At 71.7% G+C, this 18,988-nt stretch carries 15 protein-coding genes and 3 pseudogenes; 1 reads left to right on the forward strand and 17 read right to left on the reverse strand.

The genetic code is table 11. The features are described from left to right. Positions 1–100: 100 nt before the first annotated feature. On the forward strand, positions 101–2,227 hold the full coding sequence (locus tag ACWGIG_RS07850) for a BTAD domain-containing putative transcriptional regulator (RefSeq protein ID WP_453320651.1): 2,127 nt from the start codon (positions 101–103) through the stop codon (positions 2,225–2,227). Between the two features lie 19 nt (positions 2,228–2,246). On the opposite strand, the gene ACWGIG_RS07855 is transcribed toward ACWGIG_RS07850, so the two are convergent. From ACWGIG_RS07855 to ACWGIG_RS07935, 17 genes and pseudogenes are all read right to left on the reverse strand, one after another. Further along, positions 2,247–2,531: a LysE family translocator gene (locus ACWGIG_RS07855; RefSeq protein WP_453320652.1), complete on the reverse strand. Its 285-nt coding sequence runs from the start codon at positions 2,529–2,531 to the stop codon at positions 2,247–2,249. Next, complete coding sequence (locus ACWGIG_RS07860) at positions 2,474–2,905, reverse strand: LysE family transporter (RefSeq protein WP_453320653.1); 432 nt, start codon at positions 2,903–2,905, stop codon at positions 2,474–2,476. The genes ACWGIG_RS07855 and ACWGIG_RS07860 overlap by 58 nt, the downstream gene beginning before the upstream one ends. Beyond that, positions 2,902–4,164, reverse strand: coding sequence for an ATP-grasp domain-containing protein (locus ACWGIG_RS07865; RefSeq protein ID WP_453320654.1), 1,263 nt, complete (start codon positions 4,162–4,164; stop codon positions 2,902–2,904). Before ACWGIG_RS07865 ends, ACWGIG_RS07860 begins: the two co-directional genes overlap by 4 nt. Then, positions 4,151–5,107, reverse strand: coding sequence for an alpha/beta hydrolase (locus ACWGIG_RS07870; RefSeq protein WP_453320655.1), 957 nt, complete (start codon positions 5,105–5,107; stop codon positions 4,151–4,153). Before ACWGIG_RS07870 ends, ACWGIG_RS07865 begins: the two co-directional genes overlap by 14 nt. A gap of 82 nt (positions 5,108–5,189) precedes the next feature. Further along, positions 5,190–6,503: an MFS transporter gene (locus tag ACWGIG_RS07875; protein WP_453320656.1), complete on the reverse strand. Its 1,314-nt coding sequence runs from the start codon at positions 6,501–6,503 to the stop codon at positions 5,190–5,192. Then, positions 6,500–7,750: an ATP-grasp domain-containing protein gene (locus tag ACWGIG_RS07880; protein ID WP_453320657.1), complete on the reverse strand. Its 1,251-nt coding sequence runs from the start codon at positions 7,748–7,750 to the stop codon at positions 6,500–6,502. The genes ACWGIG_RS07875 and ACWGIG_RS07880 overlap by 4 nt, the downstream gene beginning before the upstream one ends. Positions 7,751–7,842: 92 nt before the next feature. Next, complete coding sequence (locus ACWGIG_RS07885; RefSeq protein ID WP_453320658.1) at positions 7,843–8,226, reverse strand: Rieske 2Fe-2S domain-containing protein; 384 nt, start codon at positions 8,224–8,226, stop codon at positions 7,843–7,845. Then, positions 8,214–9,632: an iron-containing redox enzyme family protein gene (locus ACWGIG_RS07890; protein WP_453320659.1), complete on the reverse strand. Its 1,419-nt coding sequence runs from the start codon at positions 9,630–9,632 to the stop codon at positions 8,214–8,216. The genes ACWGIG_RS07885 and ACWGIG_RS07890 overlap by 13 nt, the downstream gene beginning before the upstream one ends. A gap of 66 nt (positions 9,633–9,698) precedes the next feature. Beyond that, positions 9,699–10,745, reverse strand: a complete 1,047-nt coding sequence (locus ACWGIG_RS07895; RefSeq protein ID WP_453320667.1) for a 50S ribosomal protein L11 methyltransferase — start codon at positions 10,743–10,745, stop codon at positions 9,699–9,701. Between the two features lie 306 nt (positions 10,746–11,051). Further along, a pseudogene (locus tag ACWGIG_RS07900) lies at positions 11,052–11,243 on the reverse strand (2OG-Fe(II) oxygenase); the annotation flags it as partial. 45 nt (positions 11,244–11,288) lie between these two features. Next, positions 11,289–12,002, reverse strand: a complete 714-nt coding sequence (locus ACWGIG_RS07905; protein ID WP_453320660.1) for an alpha/beta hydrolase — start codon at positions 12,000–12,002, stop codon at positions 11,289–11,291. A 169-nt stretch (positions 12,003–12,171) separates the two neighbouring features. Beyond that, positions 12,172–13,080 (reverse strand): helix-turn-helix domain-containing protein, encoded by a 909-nt coding sequence (locus ACWGIG_RS07910; protein WP_453320661.1) that lies wholly within the window; start codon positions 13,078–13,080, stop codon positions 12,172–12,174. A gap of 41 nt (positions 13,081–13,121) precedes the next feature. After that, positions 13,122–13,973, reverse strand: coding sequence for an alpha/beta fold hydrolase (locus tag ACWGIG_RS07915; RefSeq protein ID WP_453320662.1), 852 nt, complete (start codon positions 13,971–13,973; stop codon positions 13,122–13,124). A gap of 168 nt (positions 13,974–14,141) precedes the next feature. After that, the gene (locus tag ACWGIG_RS07920; protein WP_453320663.1) at positions 14,142–15,389 is read right to left on the reverse strand and encodes a PucR family transcriptional regulator; all 1,248 of its coding nucleotides are present in this window, start codon (positions 15,387–15,389) and stop codon (positions 14,142–14,144) included. A gap of 137 nt (positions 15,390–15,526) precedes the next feature. Then, a complete protein-coding gene (locus ACWGIG_RS07925; protein WP_453320664.1) occupies positions 15,527–18,403 on the reverse strand; it encodes an AAA family ATPase in 2,877 nt (958 codons plus the stop codon). A 63-nt stretch (positions 18,404–18,466) separates the two neighbouring features. Beyond that, a pseudogene (locus ACWGIG_RS07930) lies at positions 18,467–18,802 on the reverse strand (NAD(P)H-dependent oxidoreductase); the annotation flags it as partial. Next, positions 18,787–18,988 (reverse strand): annotated as a pseudogene (locus tag ACWGIG_RS07935) (hypothetical protein); the annotation flags it as partial. The pseudogenes ACWGIG_RS07930 and ACWGIG_RS07935, both read right to left, overlap by 16 nt.

The raw sequence follows: 18,988 nt of genomic DNA on the forward strand, positions 1-18,988 counted from the left end.
CTCACCGACCGAGGCCCTGTCCCGACGAGCGGGATCGTAAGGACCCACCCACCAGCCAACCGGTGAAGCACCGGCCGGCCACCGCAGGAAGGACACCACCATGCCCACAGCACGCCACCCCCTCGATGCACACGTGCGCGCTCATCGGCGGCGTACCGGGCTGACGCAGAGCCGGCTGGCCGCGGCCGCGGGGATCAGTGTGCGGGCTCTGCGGGACATCGAACGTGGACACGTACGCCGGCCGCAGCGACGCACGCTGTGCCGGCTGGCGGCGGTCCTCGGGCTCGACGTCGAGGAGATCCGGTGCCCGCTCGCCCCCCAGCGAGCACCGGCCCCGAACGACAGGACCGGCCTGCGCATCGGCGTCTTCGGCAGCCTGAGCATCGAACTGGACGGTGTCGAGCGGGAGATGCGGGCCTGCAAGCTGCGGCGACTGCTGGCGCTGCTGGCGCTGTGCCACCCGCACCCGGCCGGGCTCGACGAGATCGCCTGCACCCTGTGGCAGGAGGAACGGCCGCGTTCCTATCGGAACCTGATCCACACCTATGTGAGCCAGGCGCGCACCTTCTTCAGGTCCGCGAGTTCCGGCTCGGGCTCCGGCAGCCCCTCGTACCTGGTCCGGACGCCGACCGGCTACGCCCTGTCGGTGGGGCGCGACCAAGTTGACCTGACCCGCTTTCGAGACCTGGCGGAGCAGGCACGGCAGGCCCACGCGCGCGGCGAAGAGCGGGCCGCGTTCGAGTGCGCGGCGCTGGCGCAGCAGGGCTGGCGCGGCCCGGTCCTGTCGGCGGAGCCGCTGCTGGCCGGGCACCCGGCGGCCATCGCCGCGAACCGGCGCCGCATCGAGAACCTTCTCCTGTACGCAGACCTCGCGCTGAAGTTCGAACAGCCCGGGCTGGTGGTGTCCGCGCTGCGGGCCGCCGCCGAGGACGAGCCCCTGCACGAGGGGGTGCAGGCCAGGCTCGTACTGGCCCTGGCGAGCTGTGGCGAGCAGGCCGAGGCGCTGCGGGTCTTCTCCACCGTCACCCGACGCCTGGACACCGACCTGGGCCTGCGGCCCGGACCCGAGATGCGTCATGCCCAGTTGCAGGTGCTGCAACAGCGCCTCGCCCGGCCGAAAAACGCACTGACCACCGCGGACTCGCTGCCGAAGTCCCCGCACCCGGCCCGCTCTGCGCAGCAGCAGACCACGCCTTCCCAACTCCCGGCCAGACCAAGGCATTTCGTCGGACGCACCGCCCTCGTCCGGGAGCTGGACCAGGTCCTCCTCGCGCCCGGGGCGCGGGCTGGGCAGGTGCCGGCGGCCCTGCTGACCGGGCCGCCAGGCGGCGGCAAGACGGCGCTCGCCCTGCGGTGGGCGCACCGGGCCGTCGAGCACTTCCCGGACGGGCAGCTCTATTTCGAGCTGCGCGGTCACGCCCGCACCCGTCCGCTGACCGCCCAGGACGCGCTGACCTGGTCCCTGCGTGCGCTCGACGTCCCCGACCGGAGCATCCCTCAGACGCTCGACGAGGCCGAGAGCCTCTATCGCACGAAGCTGTCCGGGCGGCGGGTCCTGGTGGTCCTCGACAACGCGCGCGACGAGGACCAGGTACGCCCGCTGATTCCCAGCGGTGCGGGCTGCGCCGTGCTCATCACCAGCCGCAACACTCTGCCCGGCCTGGTGGCCAGGGACGGCGTGCGGCGCATCACCGTCGACATGCTCGACGACGAGGAGGCACTGCTGCTGCTCACCAAGCTCCTCGGTCCGCAGCGGATCGGGGCGGAGCCGCTGGCCGCCAGGGCCCTGTGCCGCTACTGCCACGGGCTGCCGCTGGTGATCCGCACCTACGCCGCCCAACTGGCCCAGCACCCGCGCCTGGGCATCACCCAGTACTACGAGGAGCTACGGGAGACCGGGATCTTCCAGCAGCAGCCCACCGAGCCGGACGACCAGCTTCTCGCCTCGGTGCGGGCCGCGTTCGAGCTGTCCTACCTCGCACTACCCGCGCCGGCGCGGCGGGTGTTCCCGCTGCTGGGCGCACTCGGGCGGGGCACCCTCACCGACGACACCGTCGCGCGGGCCGCCGGACTGAGCCCCCCACAGGCGCGGCTCGCCCTGCACCGGCTGGCCGAGGCAAGTCTGCTGCGCGAGCACACGCACGGCCGGTTCAGCCTGTCCGCGCCACTGCTCTGGTACGCCCGGTCCTTGCGTGACCCGGGGCAGCAGCAGCTCCCCACCGCCTGAGCGGCTCCGGACGCCGCAGTCAGCCACCGAGCGCCAGACGCAGCGCGAACGTCGCGAACACCACGGCGGTGAGCCCGCTGATGACCCGCCGCGCCGCAGGCGAGTCCAGATGCCCGGACAGCCGGTGGACAAGCTTCATCCACACCAGCAGCCATGCCAGCCCCAGAGCGAGATAGCAGCACGCCAACAGCGCAAGGCCGGCAGTTGGCTCCATGCCCGACGGCACGAACTGTGGCAGGAACGCCATCAGGAAGATGCCGACCTTGGGGTTCGACCCCGTGCACAGCAGTCCCAGCCCGAACATCCGCCACCAGCCCCGCCTCCCCGCCCCCACGCCCCCCGCCCTCCGACCGGCGGGGCACCGCCCGGAGAGGAGGCCGGCGCGGCCCCCCCCGGCCCCAGAGCCGCACGCAACGCCAGACCCGCCCACACCAGCAGCACAGCGGCCCCCGCCAGGCGGAACGCGGCGAACAGGTCCGGGCGGGTGGCGAGCAGCGCGGCAAGCCCCAGCGCCCCCAGTGTCACCTGGACGGCCCCCGCCGTGATCATGCCGAACGCGGCCGGAGCGGCCGTACGGGGCGAGCCGTCCAGGACGAGCCGGGTCATCAGGGCCAGGTCGGGCCCCGGCGCGACGATCACCACCAGGGAACTGGCCAGGAACGCCAGGGCGTTGATCACTCTTCTCCGATGACGAGCTGCTGCTCCAGGGCGCGGATGGTGCGGTAGTCCCGCTCGATCTGTCCGGCGTCGGAGTGGGCGAGGATGGCGAAGCCGAAGTGGAGGCTGTCGACCAGGTCCCTGGTGACCGGGACGTAATCGCCGTCGGACAGGGCCTGCACCGAGAAGTGGTGGCTCGCCAGCCGGGGGATCGCGTCCAGGACGCCTGTGCCGCGCACGGTCCCCGAGCGCGGGGCGATGTGGAAGACGCATGTCTGATGGGTCAACAGCTCGTAACTCTGCGGGAGTTGACCACCGGTGAGCCAGCGCACCGTCCGGTCGATCTGGCTGTCGCCGGTGGCGTTGCGGTTGAACTGCGGCTGCCCGCCGCCATGGGGCCGGGCGCCCAGTTCGATGAGGACAGGACCGTCCGCGGTGTCCATCACCTCCACGTGCGCGGAGCCGAAGCGCATCCCGACCGCGTCGAGGACGCCGTGTACGTAGCCGGCCAGTGCCGTGACGGCGGGATCGCCCGGGGGCAGCCAGCGCATGCGGTCGTAAACCGCCATGTGAGGGCCGTTGTCGGTCTTTCCGTAGGCGCAGACGTCGACGAGGGAGTGCTTGCCGTCGTGGCTGAAGGTGTCCACGACGTACTCCGTGCCGGTGACGAACTTCTGCACCAGAAGCCGCTCGTCCCGCTCACCGAACTGGTTGACCCGGCCGAGCTGTGCCGTGAACACCTCGCGCCACCCCGACCCGCCGGGCACCTTGATGACGCCGTCGGTGCTGGCGCTCCTGGGCGGCTTGATCACGAGGTCGGACCCGGTCAGGCCGGCACGGTCCAGCCAGGCCGCCGCCTCCTCGACCTCGCCGGTGCAGATCTGCGGGATCACCGCAAGCCCGGCGGCCCGCACGGCCGCGGCCATCAGGCTCTTGTCCCGGCGCGCCCCGGCCAGTTCGGGCACGTTGCAGCGCGCGGGCACCACCCGGGGGGCGATCTGCTCGGCCAGTTCCACGCCGGACTCGCAGCCCGCGATGACGCAGCGCGGGGCCAGCTCGCGCACCCTGCGTACGGTCTTGTCCAGGTCGCCCTCGTGGACGATGACGTCGGGGAAGTCCGCCGGGCGATAGGAGGAGGCGTACGCCTGGAGCGGGCTCGGGCCGGTGACGAGTGCCGCCACGGGGACGCCCTCGGCACGCAGGGCCGGTGCGAACAGGGCGCCCGACGAGTAGGGGTCGACGATGACGCAGGGGCCCCGGCCCGGCTCAGCGCCCGTCATGGGGCACCTCCCCGCGGGCCAGCGCGGCGACGGCGGCGCAGTAGCGGGCGAAGAGGTCCGCCGCGGGCTCGCTGACACGCCGGGCGCGCACCGGGGCGTGCACCATGCCGTCCTCTCGTACGTACGTCACCGCCGTGCCGCTCTCCCGCAGCAGGGCGGTGTACTTCTCGGCGTCCACGCACAGCGAATCCCGCTCGCAGCCGACGACGTGGGCCGGTGGCAGCTTCTCGAACGAGGCACCGAGCAACGGCGAGACCCGAGGGTCGGCCGCCTGCCCGGGCTCGGGGCAGTAGCAGGCGGTGTAGAACTCCATCTCACCGCCCGACAGCAAGGGCGCGTCCTCGCCGCCGTGGCGCCAGCGGGTGAAGTCCAGAACGGGGCTGATCACGGCCTGGGCGCGCAGCCGGGGTCCGCCGCGGTCGCGCGCCATCATCGACAGGACCACCGCCATGTTGGCGCCGGAGCTCTCGCCGCAGAGCACCGCGCCCTCCGGGTCGAGGGTGCCGAGGCCGAGCGCGGGCAGGTCGGCGAGGGTGCCGCACAGGCCCGCGTAGCAGTCCTCCAGAGGGCCGGGGAACGGGTTCTCCGGCGCCATGCCGAAGTCGAGGGCGACGCTCACCAGGCCGGTACGGCTCGCGAGTTCGGCGACCAGGCTGTGGTGGCTGCGCAGCGAGCCGATGACGAAGCCGCCGCCGCGGAGGTAGAAGAGCACTGCGTGGCCGGTGCGCCGGGCCGGTTCGTAGATGCGGATGCGGGCGGTGCGTCCCTCGTGCGAGACGGTTGCGTCCCGGTGCGTCACGCCGTCGGGGACGGGGATGGGCAGCACTTCGGTCAGTCCGTCGTACAGGGCGCGCTGCCGTGCGACGGGGTAGGTGTAGAAGTCGGGCGGTAGCGCGCCGTTGACCGTTTCCACGAACTTCTCGATGCCATCTGCGTATGCCATGCGTCACTCACTCGCTTCCGAGGACGGGTGCCGGGCCGGGTGGCCCGGACCAGAGGGAGAGGGAGAGGGAGAGGGGCGGAAGTCAGCGGGTGTCCTTGGCGGCCGGAGTGCCGCCGCCCACCGGCTCGGCGGAATCGGCCGGCCCGACGGCCGGGCCCGCGTCGGCGGGCTTGCCGGCACGCGGGTCGCGCATGCCGACCCAGGCGGCGGCGACGGCCCCGGCGGTGAGCACCCCGGACAGCCACCAGACCGACGCCGAGGACGCCTGCCATGCGGCGACGCCGAGCACCGGGCCGATCGCGTAGCCGATCTGCATCGGGAACGCGGCGGCGGCGATGTAGCGGCCCCGCAACTGCCCGGGGGCGACCCGGCCCGGCCAGGCGGAGGCCGTCGGGGTGCCGATCATCTCGCCCGACGTCCACACAATCGTGGCCACCACGTACACGGCCATGCCGGGCCCGGCCACGTACAGGTTCATGCCGACGCCGACAAGGCCGACGCCCAGGGTTACGGCGATCCGTCCCGGCAGTTGCTGCACGTACTTCGTGAACAGCAGCTCCAGACAGATGACCATGACGGCGTTCAGCGACAGGAGCGCGGAGTAGAACCCCACGCCGTGTCCGTCGGCCTTGATCTGGAGCGGCAGTGCCGAGGTGTGCTGGATGTAGACGACGGCGTTGAGGAACAGCGCGAGCAGGAACAGCACGTAGCGGGTGTCCCGCAGCACGGCCGTGTACGAGTGGGACTGCCCCGGTGTGTGGTCTTCGGCCGACGGCTGCGCGGAGCCGCCGCCGGAGCGCGCGAGGGTCAGGGCGAAGACGGCGAACACCAGTTGCGCCGCGGCCTCAAGGTAGAAGATGACGTGGTACGAGTGGCTGATCAGGAGGGCGCCGAGCAGTGGACCGACCGTGGTGCCGAGGTTGAACGCCATGCGGTAGACCGCGAACACCATGACGTGGTGGTCCTCGGGAGTGCGTTCCACCAGGAGGGCCGCGGATGCCGGGCGGTACATCTGTGCGAGGAGCCCGATGAGCGCGGACACCACGATGATCGGGGGCAGGACGTCGAAGTGGGGCAGGATCAGCGTGCCGAGCCCGGCGAGCGCCATGGAGCCGGCGATGGTCCAGGCGTGTCCGATGCGGTCGGAGGCCGAGCCGCCCATCAGGACGCCGACCACGGAGCCCGCGCCGTAGGCACCGAGCGCCAGGCCCGCCTCGGTCGCGGAGAAGCCCTTGGCGGTGAGGTAGAGGATCAGGAAGATCTGGAGGAAGTTGCCGAGCCGGTTGACCAGCATGCCGACGAGTACGAGCCGGACGGGGCCCGGGATGCCACGCAGGGCCTGCATGACGGAGGGGTGCGGTCCGCCGCCGGGGGCGGCGGACTTCTGCTCGGTCATCGGGCGGGCTCCTCGGCCGGTCGGTGCGTGAGCTCGACGATGTGCGTCGCCTGCTCAAGCGCGGTCCGCGCCTGCTCGACGGTGTCGGCGAGCGCGATGACGCGGGCGTAGCGGGAGATGTAGCCGCGTGGCGGCAGCCGCAGCACGGCGCCCGGGTCGGCCATGGCGTCGGCGCTGTGGATCTCGGGGGTGAACCGGTCCTCGTGCACGGCCACCGTCTCGATCTCGACGTCCCGCTCGGGGTACAGAAAGGCGATCGCCGCGGCCCGGCGGCGGGTCTGCTCGGTCCGGGGCCGGCATCCCGCCGCGACATCGGCCGCGGCCAGGGCCACGTCGACGCCGGTGGCAAGCTCGCCGAGGTAGGGGATCATGTCGCCGCCGAGGCGGGCATTGACCTCCATGAGCCGGGGGCCGTCCGCGGTGAGGCGGAACTCGGTGTGACTGACGCCGGTGTGGAAACCGAGCGCGGCGTGGCTGGCGCGCAGTGCATCCAGCAGGCCGGGGTCGGTCAGCAGCGGGTCGGCCGCGTCGACGTCGTGGCCGGTCTCCTCGAAGAACGGCGCGAGCCCCACGTGCTTGCGGGCCACCGCGAGCGGTGTGCCCTCACCTTCGAAGAACACGGCGTCGACGCTGATTTCAGGGCCCTCGACGTACTCCTCGACGAGTACGGAGGTCTCGAAGACGGGCACGCCCGGGTAGGACGCGCCGGACGCCGCCAGGTAGGCACCCGCCACGTCCTCGGAGCCGTCGGCCCGGCGTACGCCCATGCTCCCGGCCAGGCCGCGGGGCTTGAGCACGACCGGGAAGCCCAGCTTCCGCGCCGCCTCGTGCGCCTCGTCGAGGGAGCACACGCCGATCGAGGCGGGCTGGGCGACCGAGGCCCGCTCCAGCGCGATGCGGGTGGCCATCTTGTCGCGGCACGCGATGACCGTATCGGGCGGGTTGCCCGGCAGGCCGAGCGCCCGCGCGACGTGGGCGGCCGGGGTGACCAGGCCCTCGTCGTAGCAGAACACTCCGGCCACCTCGCGCTCGGCGGCCACCTGACGCGCGGCCTCGACGAGGAGTCCGGGGTCGGTGTTGTCCACCTGTGTGCCGCCGACGACGTAGGGCTCCTCCCAGGTCACCGGGGCCGGTTGCAGCAGCCAGAGCGCATAGCGGCCGCTGACCGCCTTGAGGATGAACTCCCGGCTGCGCCGGGCGCTGCTGCCTATCAGCAGCAGCAACGGCTTCCCACCGTCCGTGCCCATGATCCGCTCTCCTCGCGTGTGGTCGTCCGTGGTCCGGTGCGCAGCCCAAGGAGCGGGCCGCGCACAGGACATCTGTGGAACACCGGCCGGTCTCAGGGCGTCGCACGCGCCACCGGCCGGGAAAGCCCGGGTGACAGCGGCCGGTGCTCCAGGACCGCACCGGGACAGGCCGCCCGCGGCGCGGGCCGGCCACCGGCCCGCGGCCGGTCGGGCAGGACCGCGGTGACCCTGTTGCCGGTGCGCACCGCCGGGATCTGCGCGCGCAGCCGGGTCAACGAGGTCTTGCGCTCGTGCCAGGGACACACGAGCCGGATGCCGTCCTCGGCCAGGTCGGCCAGGTGGAGCGGGCCGCCGCGGTGCGAGCAGTCGGCCCGCATCACGAACCCTTGGCCCCGGGCCGTGGCGTAGACGTAGGGTGTTCCGGCCACGACCGCACAGTTGTCCCGCCCCTCGGCGGCGAACGTCACGACAGGCACTTCCGGTAATCCCCTACGGAGTGGATCTCGTAGACGCACTCGTCGGACAGGATGTCCGCGCCGTGCAGTCGGTTTCGTTTGATGACCACGCCCTCGCCGGCCTCCAGGGTCAGCGAGGAACCCAGACCGCTTTCGAAGCGCATGGTGCCGGAGACGATGTGGCAGAGCTCGTCGCCCTCGTGGCAGTGCGTGTTGGAGAGCTCGTTGAAGGGTTCGACGAGATGGGCCACGGGCGCTTGTACGCGGCCCTCGCTGATGGCCGCGTGGACGGGGCCGTGCAGCTTCTTCAGCTCCGGCTGGGCGTCCATCCAGGCGATCTGCTCCCCGAAGTCGAAGTCGGCGACGTCCAGGAGCACCCGGTACTCCTCGATGCCGCGCACGATCTCCGGAATGATCCCCTCGCCGTGGGCCTCGACCAGCGGCTTGATGATCTTCTCCCGGGCCATCCGGCCGTGGTGCTGGTCGATGTGGACGTGCTCGGTGAAGTAGGTCGTGTCGACCGATTCCCCGAAGACGTCCTTCAACAGCCGGTCGGCGCGGCGGCAGAAGTCGACCAGGGAGGTCTCGGTGTAATAGAGCGCGCCCACGTAGCGGAAGAACAGCTCGTGGTTCTTGCCCAGGTAGTGGAAGTAATTGTTCATCAGCAGGCTGCTGTTGAGGTAGTACTGCCAGTACCGGTGGAGCTCGGACGCCAGCCCGACCGACTCCAGGGTCTTCTCGAACAGGGTGCTGTGCTTGGTCTCGTGGACGCCGTAGCCGTACTCGTCTATGAGGACCTTGAACCACTCGGACTGGGCGGGTCCGTAGTAGCCGAGTACGTTCCGCATCATCGGCGACGCCTCGGAGAGGAAGTCCGGGATGAACTGGACCAGCCACATGCGGGCCGCCCGCTCCTGGTCGGCGGAGCCGCGGACGGCCTGCTCGGCGGGCGACGCCTGTGCCGGGGCGCCGGCGTCCAGGGAGTCGAGGTAGGCGTCGAGACTCTCGGCGGTCCAGGTGCCCGAGGTCTCCACCTCGTCGTCGAGGAAACCGAAGGCGTAGCGTTCCAGGGCCGGCCTGATCCGCTCGCCGAGAGCCCGGTTGGCGGGACTGTAGAAGGCCTTGAAGTCCTCCTCCTTGCCCTGTAGGCCGGACTTCGGGAAGAACACCAGGTCGGCCTCGTAGATGCTGGTCAGAACGCGCTGCGCGGCGAGGCTCGCATAGTTGAGGATGCCGTCGCGTGCGGGTGTGCTGTCGAAGTCGAGGTGCGGCAGGACCTGGGGCCTGAGCTGGCGGCGGTAGGGGTTGTCGTGGTTCAGCCAGTCCAGGTTGTCGTGGTAGATCGGGGCGGTGGCGTACTGGACCACCGCGTCGCGCAGTTCTGCCCCGCTGAGTTCGAACGGGACGTGGACGGGAACGTGACTCATCGCTGGCCTCTTGGTTCGCAGGCGGATGGGGATGTGCTGCGGCGCCCTTGTGACGCCGGTGCGGGGTCAGACCCGTACGCGCAGGCTGAAGTCGCTCCAGGACAGCCGCAGCGGTACGGGCTCGCCCGCCTTGGTCGGCACGGGTTTGTCCAGGGGGATCCAGCCCTGCATCCAGTGCGACCCGGGGTGGTCCGGCGAGTTGGACAGGACGATGCCGTGGCCCATGTCCAGCTCGAACCAGACCACCAGCGCCTGGGCCTCCCCGTCGGCGGTGGCGGGGATCGTCAGAGCGCTCTCACCGGGTTGCAGGGCGTCGCGCGCCAGGTCGAACGTGGCGACCGGGACGGCCTCGGACAGCAATTGGTGCGGCCAGGTGTGGAGCCGGACCGGGAAGTGGCCTCGGGTGGCCAGCATGTTCATGAGCGAGACGTCGATGCCACTGGCCGCGGTGACCTGGTTGAGCCGGAGCACCGCATCGCTGCTGGCCAGTTGGCCGCGCAGCCGGCCCACCGAGGGCAGCATGATGCCGCCGGGTGTGAGCAGGTGCTCGCGGGCGTGCCGCACCGAGGGCAGCAGCCCCTCACCGATCAGGCCGCAGTCGACGATCTCGGACACGAGGACATCCACGGGTCCGCCCAGGTCGCGTTCGGCGTCGAGTTCGGTGGAGGGCCTGCCGATCACGGTGATCACGTCGGACAGGCCGTGGGCGTCCACGATGTTGCGGGTGACCTCCGCGAGCAGGGGGTTCATCTCGCAGGTGAACACCCGGCCTGCGCCGGCTCGCGCCGCGGCGACGGCGAGCAGCCCGCTGCCCGAGCCGATGTCGAGGACCCTTGCGCCGGACGGGATGCCCCGCTCCAGCGAGGTGACCAGGGCCTCGTTGCGAGCGGTGTCGTTGAGCATGGCGAAGTGCCAGCGTGGAACGTTCCTGCGGGCAATTTGAATAAAAATATCCGCTTCCGGGGTGAGGCTCTCCGCGGACGTCCTCAACAGCACGGACGTCTCCTCGGCGAGCGCGCTCATCTCCCGTGCGAGCGACTCCAGCAGGGCCGCTCCCAGGCAATTCGGGGTGCCGCTCGCCGGTGTGACTCGCGCCCCTTGTACGTCTTGCATACGGGTGCCACTTCTCCTCATGTCGATTCGCGGGTTCGTGGGACGACGCGGGCCGGTGTGCTTCCCGTCGTCGCACAAGGACCGTACGTAGCCGCGATTCGGCGCTTCTCCAGCGGCACTTGACCGGCAGCGGCGGGGTCTCTCGTCAGCGGAGCGCCGCTGAGCAGGGCCGACGCGGCCGTTTTCGGTCTGCTGGAGCGAGGCGGCAGAACGGACCGGCGCACCGGTCGTGGACGAGTTCGCCGCAGGCCTGGGCGCGGGGACCGCGCAGGGCGCCGCGCAAGGCCGCAACCGCGCATTCTGGAGGATCACGCCGAGGACGTGGCACCGCCCGCTGTGCACCGCGCCGACGCCGTGCCTCAGCACCACCCGGTTCCGGCCGCGCGCCGATGGCACCGGCCGGTGATGCACGGCGAGGTCGAGGCCCTGCTGCGGGCGCCGGACCATGGGCCGGGACCGGGCCCGCGGTCGCTGCTGGGCGCGGAGCAGGGGTGGCACCCCGGCCGGTCCGGTTCCGCTGCTGCCGTCGCGGAGGCCGGTCGGTCAGCTCGTCGCCCGTACCGCTTCTCTGATCAGGTCGGCGACCCGTGTGGGCTCGGACAGGAGGACGGCGTGGGAGGCGTCCGGGAGTTCGACGGCGACGGCTCCGGCCCGGGCGGCGCCGAAGCGCTGGACCTCGGGGCCGATCGTGCGGTCCGCCCCGGCCACCAGGGCCCAGGACGGTTTGGTCCGCCACGCCGCCGCGGACGCGGTCTCGGTGAAGGCGGCGGTGGCGAGCGGGCGTTGGGCCGCCGCCAGGGCGCCGGCGACGTCCGCGGGCACGTCCGCCGCGAACACGGAGGGAAAGGCCGTCTCCTCGATGGTGACCTCGACTCCGCAGTCGCCGTCGAGGAGCGGGTAGGTCCACTCCTTCAGGCTGCCCGTCAGCGGGGACTCGGGGAAGCTTCCCTGGAGCCGGCCGAGGCTCTCGCCCTCGTGGGGCACGTAGGCGGCCACGTAGACGAGCCCCACGACGTTCTCCGCTGCGCCGGCCACGGTGATCAGCGCACCGCCGTACGCGTGGCCGACGAGTACGGCCGGGCCTTCGACCTGGGCCAGGACGGAGGCGAGGTAGGCGGCGTCCGACGTCAGGCCCCGCAGCGGGTTCGACGGCGCGATGACCGGGATACCGCTGCTCCGTAGTTCCGAGATGACGCCTATCCAGCCTGTCGCGTCGGCGAAGGCACCGTGCACGAGGACGACGGTGGGGTTGGTCATGCGTTGTCTCTTCTCGGTGTCGAGCCACGTGTGGGGCGTCGCCACGACGGTCGGTCGCGGCCCGGAATGCGGCAAGCGGTCCGTGCGAGGGTTCCTCACGGTAGGGCCGGGGAAGTGGCTCTTCTTGTACGTGCGCGCATCCGCGCCGGCACGACGGCGCACACGCGTCTCAGCGCCTTCGCTCGTCCTGGGCACCGGCAGACGTCGTCGCGAAGGCCGATGTCGCCAGCGCCTGCCATTCGCTGGGGCTCATGCCGTAGGCCCCGCGGAAGGTGCGGCTGAAGTGCGACGGGCTGCTGAAGCCCCAACGGTGTGCCACCGCGGCCATGGTGACCCTCCGGTGGGAGCGGCCCAGCTCGAACCGGCAGAACTCAAGCCTGCGCTGCCGCACCCACTGGCTCACCGTGCTGCCGTCGTTCTGGAAGAGCTTCTGCAGGTAGCGGACGGAGATGTGGTGGGCGCGTGCGATCGACTCCGGTGAGAGGTCCTGGTCCATCAGGTGTTCTTCGATGTAGCCGTGGATACGGGACAGCATCTCGTTGACGGCCCCGGACGCGTCGTCCGCCTCGTCCGTCGTATCCGCTTCGAGGAGTTCCATGACCAGGACGGAGAGGAGGTGTACGGCCGTCCGGGCACGCCGGTCCCCGATCGTGGACCGGCGGAACTCCGCCTTGGCGGCGAGCGCGGTCAGGAAGTCGGACGCCAGCGCCCCGATCCCCTCCCCGCCGCGTACGGGTACGCCGAGCACCTGGTTCAGTTCCGGCTCCGTGACGCCCAGATAGCACCGGGGCACCCGGAAGAAGATCATCTGGCAGTCCTCTCCGAACTGCAGCAGATGTCGTCGGGCCGGGTCGCAGAAGACCAGGTCGTTCGGCTCCAACAGGGTCTTGGCGCGCTCGTGGACGACGGTGACCCGCCCACGGACATGAACGCCGAGGTAGACGTGGCTCCGGTCGTTCGTCTCCGGCATCTCGGAGAGCATCTGGACCAGCCACCCCGGGCGGGAGGGGGGCGAGGTCGGATCGGGCGCTTCCCGGGGCACCTGTTCGGGCGCACGGGACATCAGTGTGAGGGTCATGAGGGTTCCTAGCCGTAGGTGCGTGCGGGCGGAGGGCGGATTCACGCCCCGTGCGCCGCCTCCTCGGCCAGGAACTTCTCCACCACGGCGTTGAAGGCCGGCGGGTTCTCCAGGAAGGGGAAGTGCGAGCTCGCCACGTCGGAGGCGAAGACGTGCAGGCGTGCGCCGGGAATCCGCTCGGCGACGAAGGCCTGCGAATCGGGGTGCACATGGCTTCCCTCACAGCCGATCACCAGGGTCGGCACGTCGATCCGGGGAAGCACGTCGCGCCAGTCCTGCGCGCAGTGGTCGAACAGGAGCGGTACGCCCGCGTGGGCGGGTGTCGACCGGACCTCCTCGCCGACGAAGGCCAGCACCTCGGGATCGGGATCGCCGGAGAACATACCGCGCACGAAGTCGGCGCGGACCGTGTCGCCCTCCGGCCCCGCGAGGGACGCACCCAGGTACAGCAGCCCCGACACGTCGAAGATGGCACCGCAGTCCCGCTGTTCCCGCTCGGTCATCCAGGGCACGGCGGCGACCGCGGCGGGCTGGTCGACGGCGACGAAGCGCCGGATCCGTCCGGTCCCGTACTGGTCGATGAAGCTCCACCACACCGAGACACCCATGGACCAGCCCAGTGCGTCGAAACGGTCGAGACCGAGATGGTCGACGAGTTCGAGCACATCGCGGGAGAGCCGGGCGATGCGGTGGCCGTGGTGCGGTTTGCCGGACTTGCCGTGGCCGCGGAGGTCGACGGTGACGACGCGACGGCCGGGCGCCAGCCCCTCGGTCTGGTGGCGGAACATCGCCTGCGTCTGCCCCCAGCCGTGCAGCATCACCAGCGGGACGCCCTCGCCGCCGGTGTCCTCGTACGCGAGCCGTACGCCGTCCGTCGTGATCAGTTCCTTCATGACCTCTCCCCTGGTCAGAGGCGGTACATCGGTCCCGCCCGTCCCGAACATCATCGAATGGGGCCCGCCGCCCGCACCACCGCGAGCTGTAGGAATCGGGCCGTGAATCCTTCTCGCTTTGTCGAAGCACGTTTGTGGTCGGAGGGGCCGTGGTCGGAGGGGCCCTGGTCAGAGGGCTCCTTCGCCGCCCGGGGCGAGGAGTTCCTCGATCCTGAGGCCGAGGTGCAGAGTGAGCCTGTGGGCGCCGTCGTCGAGGTCGAGCCCGGTGATCTCCTGGATCTGGCGCAGGCGGTAGTAGAGCGAGGTGCGGTGGATTCCCAGCGTGTCCGCGGTCCGGGGAATCGAGCCCGCGTGTTCGAGGAATGAGCGCAGGGTGTCCCGCAGGCGGTCGCCGCCATGAGTGCCGCTCAAGGCACGGAGCGGCTTCGGGACCAAAGACGCGTTCAGGGCGTGCTCGGGGAGCTGGAACAGCACCGCGAGCTCCCCGAGCAGCTCCCAGTCACCGGCGCTCTTCAGGGTGGGCAGTCGGCGTGCCGCGCGTGTCGCCACGAGCGCCTGCTCGTACGACGTCCAGGCGTCGTCCAGGCCCGGGTGCCGACCGCCGACGCCGATCACGGGGGCCGCCGACGGGCCCAGGAAGGTGCGGAGTTCGTCCAGGATACGAGCGGACTGGGCGGTGACCTCGTCCTGGCCGGGTGGGCGGTCGCGCAGCTGGAGAAGTATCGCCCGCTCCTTGCCGATCGCCAGGAGCCCCTGGGCCGAACGCGTCTGCCGGAACCCCTCCAGCGCCCCCCACAGGGCCGCCTCCGACTGCCGTACGAGCTCGGTGGCGCAGCTCAGCCGGACGACGGTGACCAGGACGTGCTCGGCAGCTCCGAGCAGTCCGAGTTCCTTGCCCCGCCGCTGTGCGGTGGTGCGGGTGGCGACGTCGGCGGCGACGAGTGAGAGGACGAGGTCCTGCTCGTCCGTCTTCCGGGTGTCGGTCGCGATGTGCTCTCCGTGCATCTGGGCCGCCATGGCGTCCGCGGCCCGGGCGATGGCACGTGTCTCGTGCTCCGCGAGCGTCTTCTCGGGCACGACGACCATGAGCAGTCCGAGGAGATGCCCGCGCTCGCGCAGGGGCGCGACGTACCGGGGCAGCAGTCCGAGATCGTCACGGCCGTCGATGAATCCGGCCCGGGACCACTGGGTCACGCCCTGGGCGAGGACGTAGCGGATGGCCGCATTGTCCGCGCGGCCCTGCAACAGGGTGCCGATGCGGACCGGGTCCTCGTCACCGAAGTGGCGGCTCGTGCAGACCAGGCGGACCAGCGGGTCGTCGACGGCGACGGACCGGCCGAGCCGCTCCGCGAGCTCATCGACAAGCGCCTGGAGCTCGGGGCTTCCGGGACGGGCTCGCTGGAGCCTTGCGGTCATGCGCTGTTCCTCTTTCGATCAACGGTTCCCCGCGGACTTCCTACTTCCGCGGCTCTTGATCATTCTGAGGAAACGACGGCGTCGGCACATCACACGAATCGCCCATTGCCCCGGCACCCACGGGGGATACGAAGCGACTACTCTGCGCTGTCGCGATGCTTCACCAACCGGGTCAGCTCCACGCGTGAGGTGAGGTCCAGCTTGGTGAAGGCCCGGCGCAGGTGCGAACCCACCGTGTGCGGCGAGAGGGAGAGGTGCTCGGCCACCTGTCGGTTGGTCAGCCCCCGGGCCACGAGCCGTACCACCCGTATCTCCGCGGCCGTCAGTTCGGGCCATGCACCGGAGAGTCCGGGCGTCGAGGGGCGGCGGCGGACACCGGCGGCCCGCAGGCGCCGGCGGACGCGTGCGACGTCCCGCTCGGCGCCCGCTCGCACGTAGAGCGCGAGGGCCGTGTCGAAGTACGGCACCGCTTCGGACTTGCGGGTGGCCGCCAGCTTGCGCCCGGCGTCCTCCAGTGCCGACGCCCGGGCCAACGGCCGAGGGCAGTCCTCGTACAGTCTGACGGCGCGTACGAGAGGGGCGAGGTCGTTGTCGAGGAGCCCCCGGGCGTGCGCGGCGGTCGCGGCGAGGAACGTGAGGTCGGGGTTGAGCACGGCCAGTCGCTCGGACAGGGCCACTGCCTGCGCGGCCCGTTCGTGCGCGCCGGCGCGCAACGCCAGGCGGACGAGGACCGGGGCGTCGGCGGGGTCGACCAGACCGGCGTAGGCCGGCCGGTCCGCGGCGGGCGACGTCATCACCTCGTCGAGTTCGGCCATGGCGCGGTCGGGCCGGTCTTCGGAGTCGGCCATCAGCGCCAGCATCCAGGAGCCGAAGTGCCGGACGACGGGTGCGCCGTCGCTCCGCATGCGCCTCGCCTGGGCCGCGTACACCCGTGCGGTCCGCCGGTCGTCGGTGTGGAGGGCGACGCGCATCATCACGTACCGGAGCGTGACGTCGGCGAGGTTGCCCGGGCCAAGATCGTCGGTCGTCGCGGACGCGGCTTCGGCGTCGGCCCGGGCCTCCGTCAGCCGTCCGGCCTCCAGAAGGATGCGGGACCTGGTCATGAGCCACATACGGGTGGCCACCGTCCGGCCCTGCTCCCGGGTGACGCGGATGCCCTCCTCCGCGGCGGCGAGCGCCTCCGCCGGGCGTCCGGTGGTGTTCGACAGGAGAGCGTGCCACAAGGCCTCCGGAACCCACAGCGAGGTGCTGACGCCCAGTGCGTCGGCCAGCGCGGCGGCCCGCTCGGCCTGCCGGAACGCCTCGGTCAGGTCCATGCGGTGGAAACTCACGGCCGAGCGGACCGTCGTCAACGTGGCCTCGGCGGAGCGGTCCCCCGCCGCCGCCGCGGTCTCCCACGCCTCCGCGGCCACCCGCTCGGCCGCCGAGTGCTCGCCCGCCATCGACAGGGCAACGGCGAGCATGGCGAGCAGTCGCCCCCTCACCCCCACGGGGATCCCGGGCAGTGCCGCCCCGGTACGGGCCTGCCGGGCCGCCTCGGAGAAGTCGAACGGTGCGGCGAGCCGGGCCAGGGCAAGGCGGATGCGCGCCTCGTCCTCAGCTCCGGGACCGCCGGTCGCCAGTGCACAGACTCCCAGCTCACGCGCCTGGGCGGCCCGGCCCGTCTGCCAGAGCAGCGGGATCGTCTCGGCGATGATCCTCGGACGCTCCGGAGCGTCCGCCGTGGTGAGTTCCAGGGCCTTGAGGCTGTGTTCCGCGGCGGGCCCGGGAGCGGTGGCCGCGAGTTCCGCAGCGGCGATGCGCAGCCGGTCGGCCTCCGCCGAGTCTCCCGGTCCCGCTTTCCCGGCCACCGCCGCACCTGCCGGTGCCGCCCTCCCGGCCGAAGGCCCGAGACGCCCGGCGGGGAAGGCCGCGCTCCCCGGCGACAGCCCGGCGGCCTGGCCACGCAGGGCCTGACGCAGGGGCAGGGGCAGGCCGGCTTCGACCGCCTCGCGGACCAGGTCGTGGCGGAAGGCGAGGCGATCGCCGCTTTCGGTGAGCAGATCGGCGTCGAGGGATTCCCGTACCGCTGTGATGAGTGCGGCCGAGGACCTGCCGAGCAGTTCGGCCAGCAGCGCGACGGTGACCGGGGCGCCGACGACGGCCGCCGTCTGCACCAACTCCCGTGCCTCGTCGGACAGCTGGTCGAGGCGGCGCACGACGGAAAGGAGTTCCCGTGGGGCGGGTGGTCCGGCCGGCAGCCCGGCCGTGCCGTTCTCGATCGTCACTGCCTCCCGAAGCGAACCGGCCAGCTCGACCAGCAGCTGCGGGACTCCTTCGGCGCGGCGGGCGACGCGGAGGACGTCCGGGTCGGGAGCGGCGCCGAGGACGTCCTCGGTGATCCGTGTGATCGCCCGGTCGTCCAGCGCCCCCAACGCCAGTTCGTGTGCGCCTGCCTTCCGGATCCGGTCCAGGGTCGTGCGCACTCCCGACGGCACGCTGCCGCCGCGCACGGCGACCAGCCACAGGATGGCGTGCGACGAGAGCCCGGCCGCGAGGGTGTTGAAGGTGAGAAGGGTCAGGTCGTCGCACCACTGGAGGTCGTCGAGGACGACGAGCAGGGGGCCGTTTCGAGCCGTCTCCCGCAGGCGGTCCCCCAGTTCCTGGAGCAGCCAGAAGCGCTGACCTGGCGTCGTGGCGAGGTCCCTGAGACGGCCGGCGCCCGACAGCGGTTCCTCGCCGGAGAGCAGACCGTCGAGGAGCGGGCCGAGCGGCACGAACTGTTCGTCGGGGTCCGCCGCTCCCTCGAACACCCTCGTCCCGCGCCTCCGCGCCGCCGCCGCGGACTCCGCGAGGAGCCTGGACCTGCCGATCCCGACGGGGCCTTCGACGCGGATGATCCCGCCTTCGCCCCGGTCGAGCGCGTCGAGCCGCCCCTCGATGAACGCCAGTTCGGCGTCCCTGCCCCGAAGGGGCGTCCGTACACCCTCGGGTTCCTCGGGCACGGTCCTTGTCGTCACTCGGTTCACGCTCATACGGCGGATCAGTATGAACCATGTGCACCACCACCCCGCCGTCGCCCGCCCCGAGGGCCCCTCTCAGTCGAAACGCAGGTCGGCGAGTTGCCGTGCGAGGACGGTGACGTCGTCCTCGGGCTCTTCACCCGCCGGGCGCGCCGCCATGAGCGCCGCGAGTTCGGTGCCCGCCCGGCGGACGCGGCCGGGAAGGCCGTCGGTGTACGCGTCTCCTCCCGAGCCCCGGTCCTCGGAGGCCGCGAACACGGCGGTGGGGACGACGACGGCGCGGAGGTGGGCGAAGAGCGGGCGCACGGCGTGGTCAAGGACCAGGGAGTGGCGGGCGGTACCGCCCGTCGCCGCGATCAGGACCGGCTTCCCGGTGAGGGCGTCCGGATCGATCACGTCGAAGAAGGACTTGGGACGAACGGCGGTTGTGGTGCTTGCCGGTCACGAAGACGTCCAGGCGACTTCCTCGGCCTTGAGGGCGATGGCGACCATCGCCTTGATGCTGCCCCAAGCTCTCAAGGAGCAGGGGAGACGCCACAGTGTTCGGTCGGGGTGCGGCCGTGGTTGGGGCCGGGGGTCACGTCCCCGACGGTGAAG

It is taken from the genome of Streptomyces sp. NPDC054863 (genome assembly GCF_053610825.1).

Bases quoted from the DNA above. Each gene is read 5' to 3' on its own strand.
- ACWGIG_RS07910 (WP_453320661.1), bottom strand. From the start codon at position 13,080: ATGACCCTCACACTGATGTCCCGTGCGCCCGAACAGGTGCCCCGGGAA.
- ACWGIG_RS07925 (WP_453320664.1), bottom strand. From the start codon at position 18,403: ATGAGCGTGAACCGAGTGACGACAAGGACCGTGCCCGAGGAACCCGAG.
- ACWGIG_RS07905 (WP_453320660.1), bottom strand. From the start codon at position 12,002: ATGACCAACCCCACCGTCGTCCTCGTGCACGGTGCCTTCGCCGACGCG.
- ACWGIG_RS07915 (WP_453320662.1), bottom strand. From the start codon at position 13,973: ATGAAGGAACTGATCACGACGGACGGCGTACGGCTCGCGTACGAGGAC.
- ACWGIG_RS07870 (WP_453320655.1), bottom strand. From the start codon at position 5,107: ATGGCATACGCAGATGGCATCGAGAAGTTCGTGGAAACGGTCAACGGC.
- ACWGIG_RS07895 (WP_453320667.1), bottom strand. From the start codon at position 10,745: ATGCAAGACGTACAAGGGGCGCGAGTCACACCGGCGAGCGGCACCCCG.
- ACWGIG_RS07920 (WP_453320663.1), bottom strand. From the start codon at position 15,389: ATGACCGCAAGGCTCCAGCGAGCCCGTCCCGGAAGCCCCGAGCTCCAG.
- ACWGIG_RS07880 (WP_453320657.1), bottom strand. From the start codon at position 7,750: ATGGGCACGGACGGTGGGAAGCCGTTGCTGCTGCTGATAGGCAGCAGC.
- ACWGIG_RS07850 (WP_453320651.1), top strand. From the start codon at position 101: ATGCCCACAGCACGCCACCCCCTCGATGCACACGTGCGCGCTCATCGG.
- ACWGIG_RS07890 (WP_453320659.1), bottom strand. From the start codon at position 9,632: ATGAGTCACGTTCCCGTCCACGTCCCGTTCGAACTCAGCGGGGCAGAA.
- ACWGIG_RS07875 (WP_453320656.1), bottom strand. From the start codon at position 6,503: ATGACCGAGCAGAAGTCCGCCGCCCCCGGCGGCGGACCGCACCCCTCC.
- ACWGIG_RS07855 (WP_453320652.1), bottom strand. From the start codon at position 2,531: ATGTTCGGGCTGGGACTGCTGTGCACGGGGTCGAACCCCAAGGTCGGC.
- ACWGIG_RS07865 (WP_453320654.1), bottom strand. From the start codon at position 4,164: ATGACGGGCGCTGAGCCGGGCCGGGGCCCCTGCGTCATCGTCGACCCC.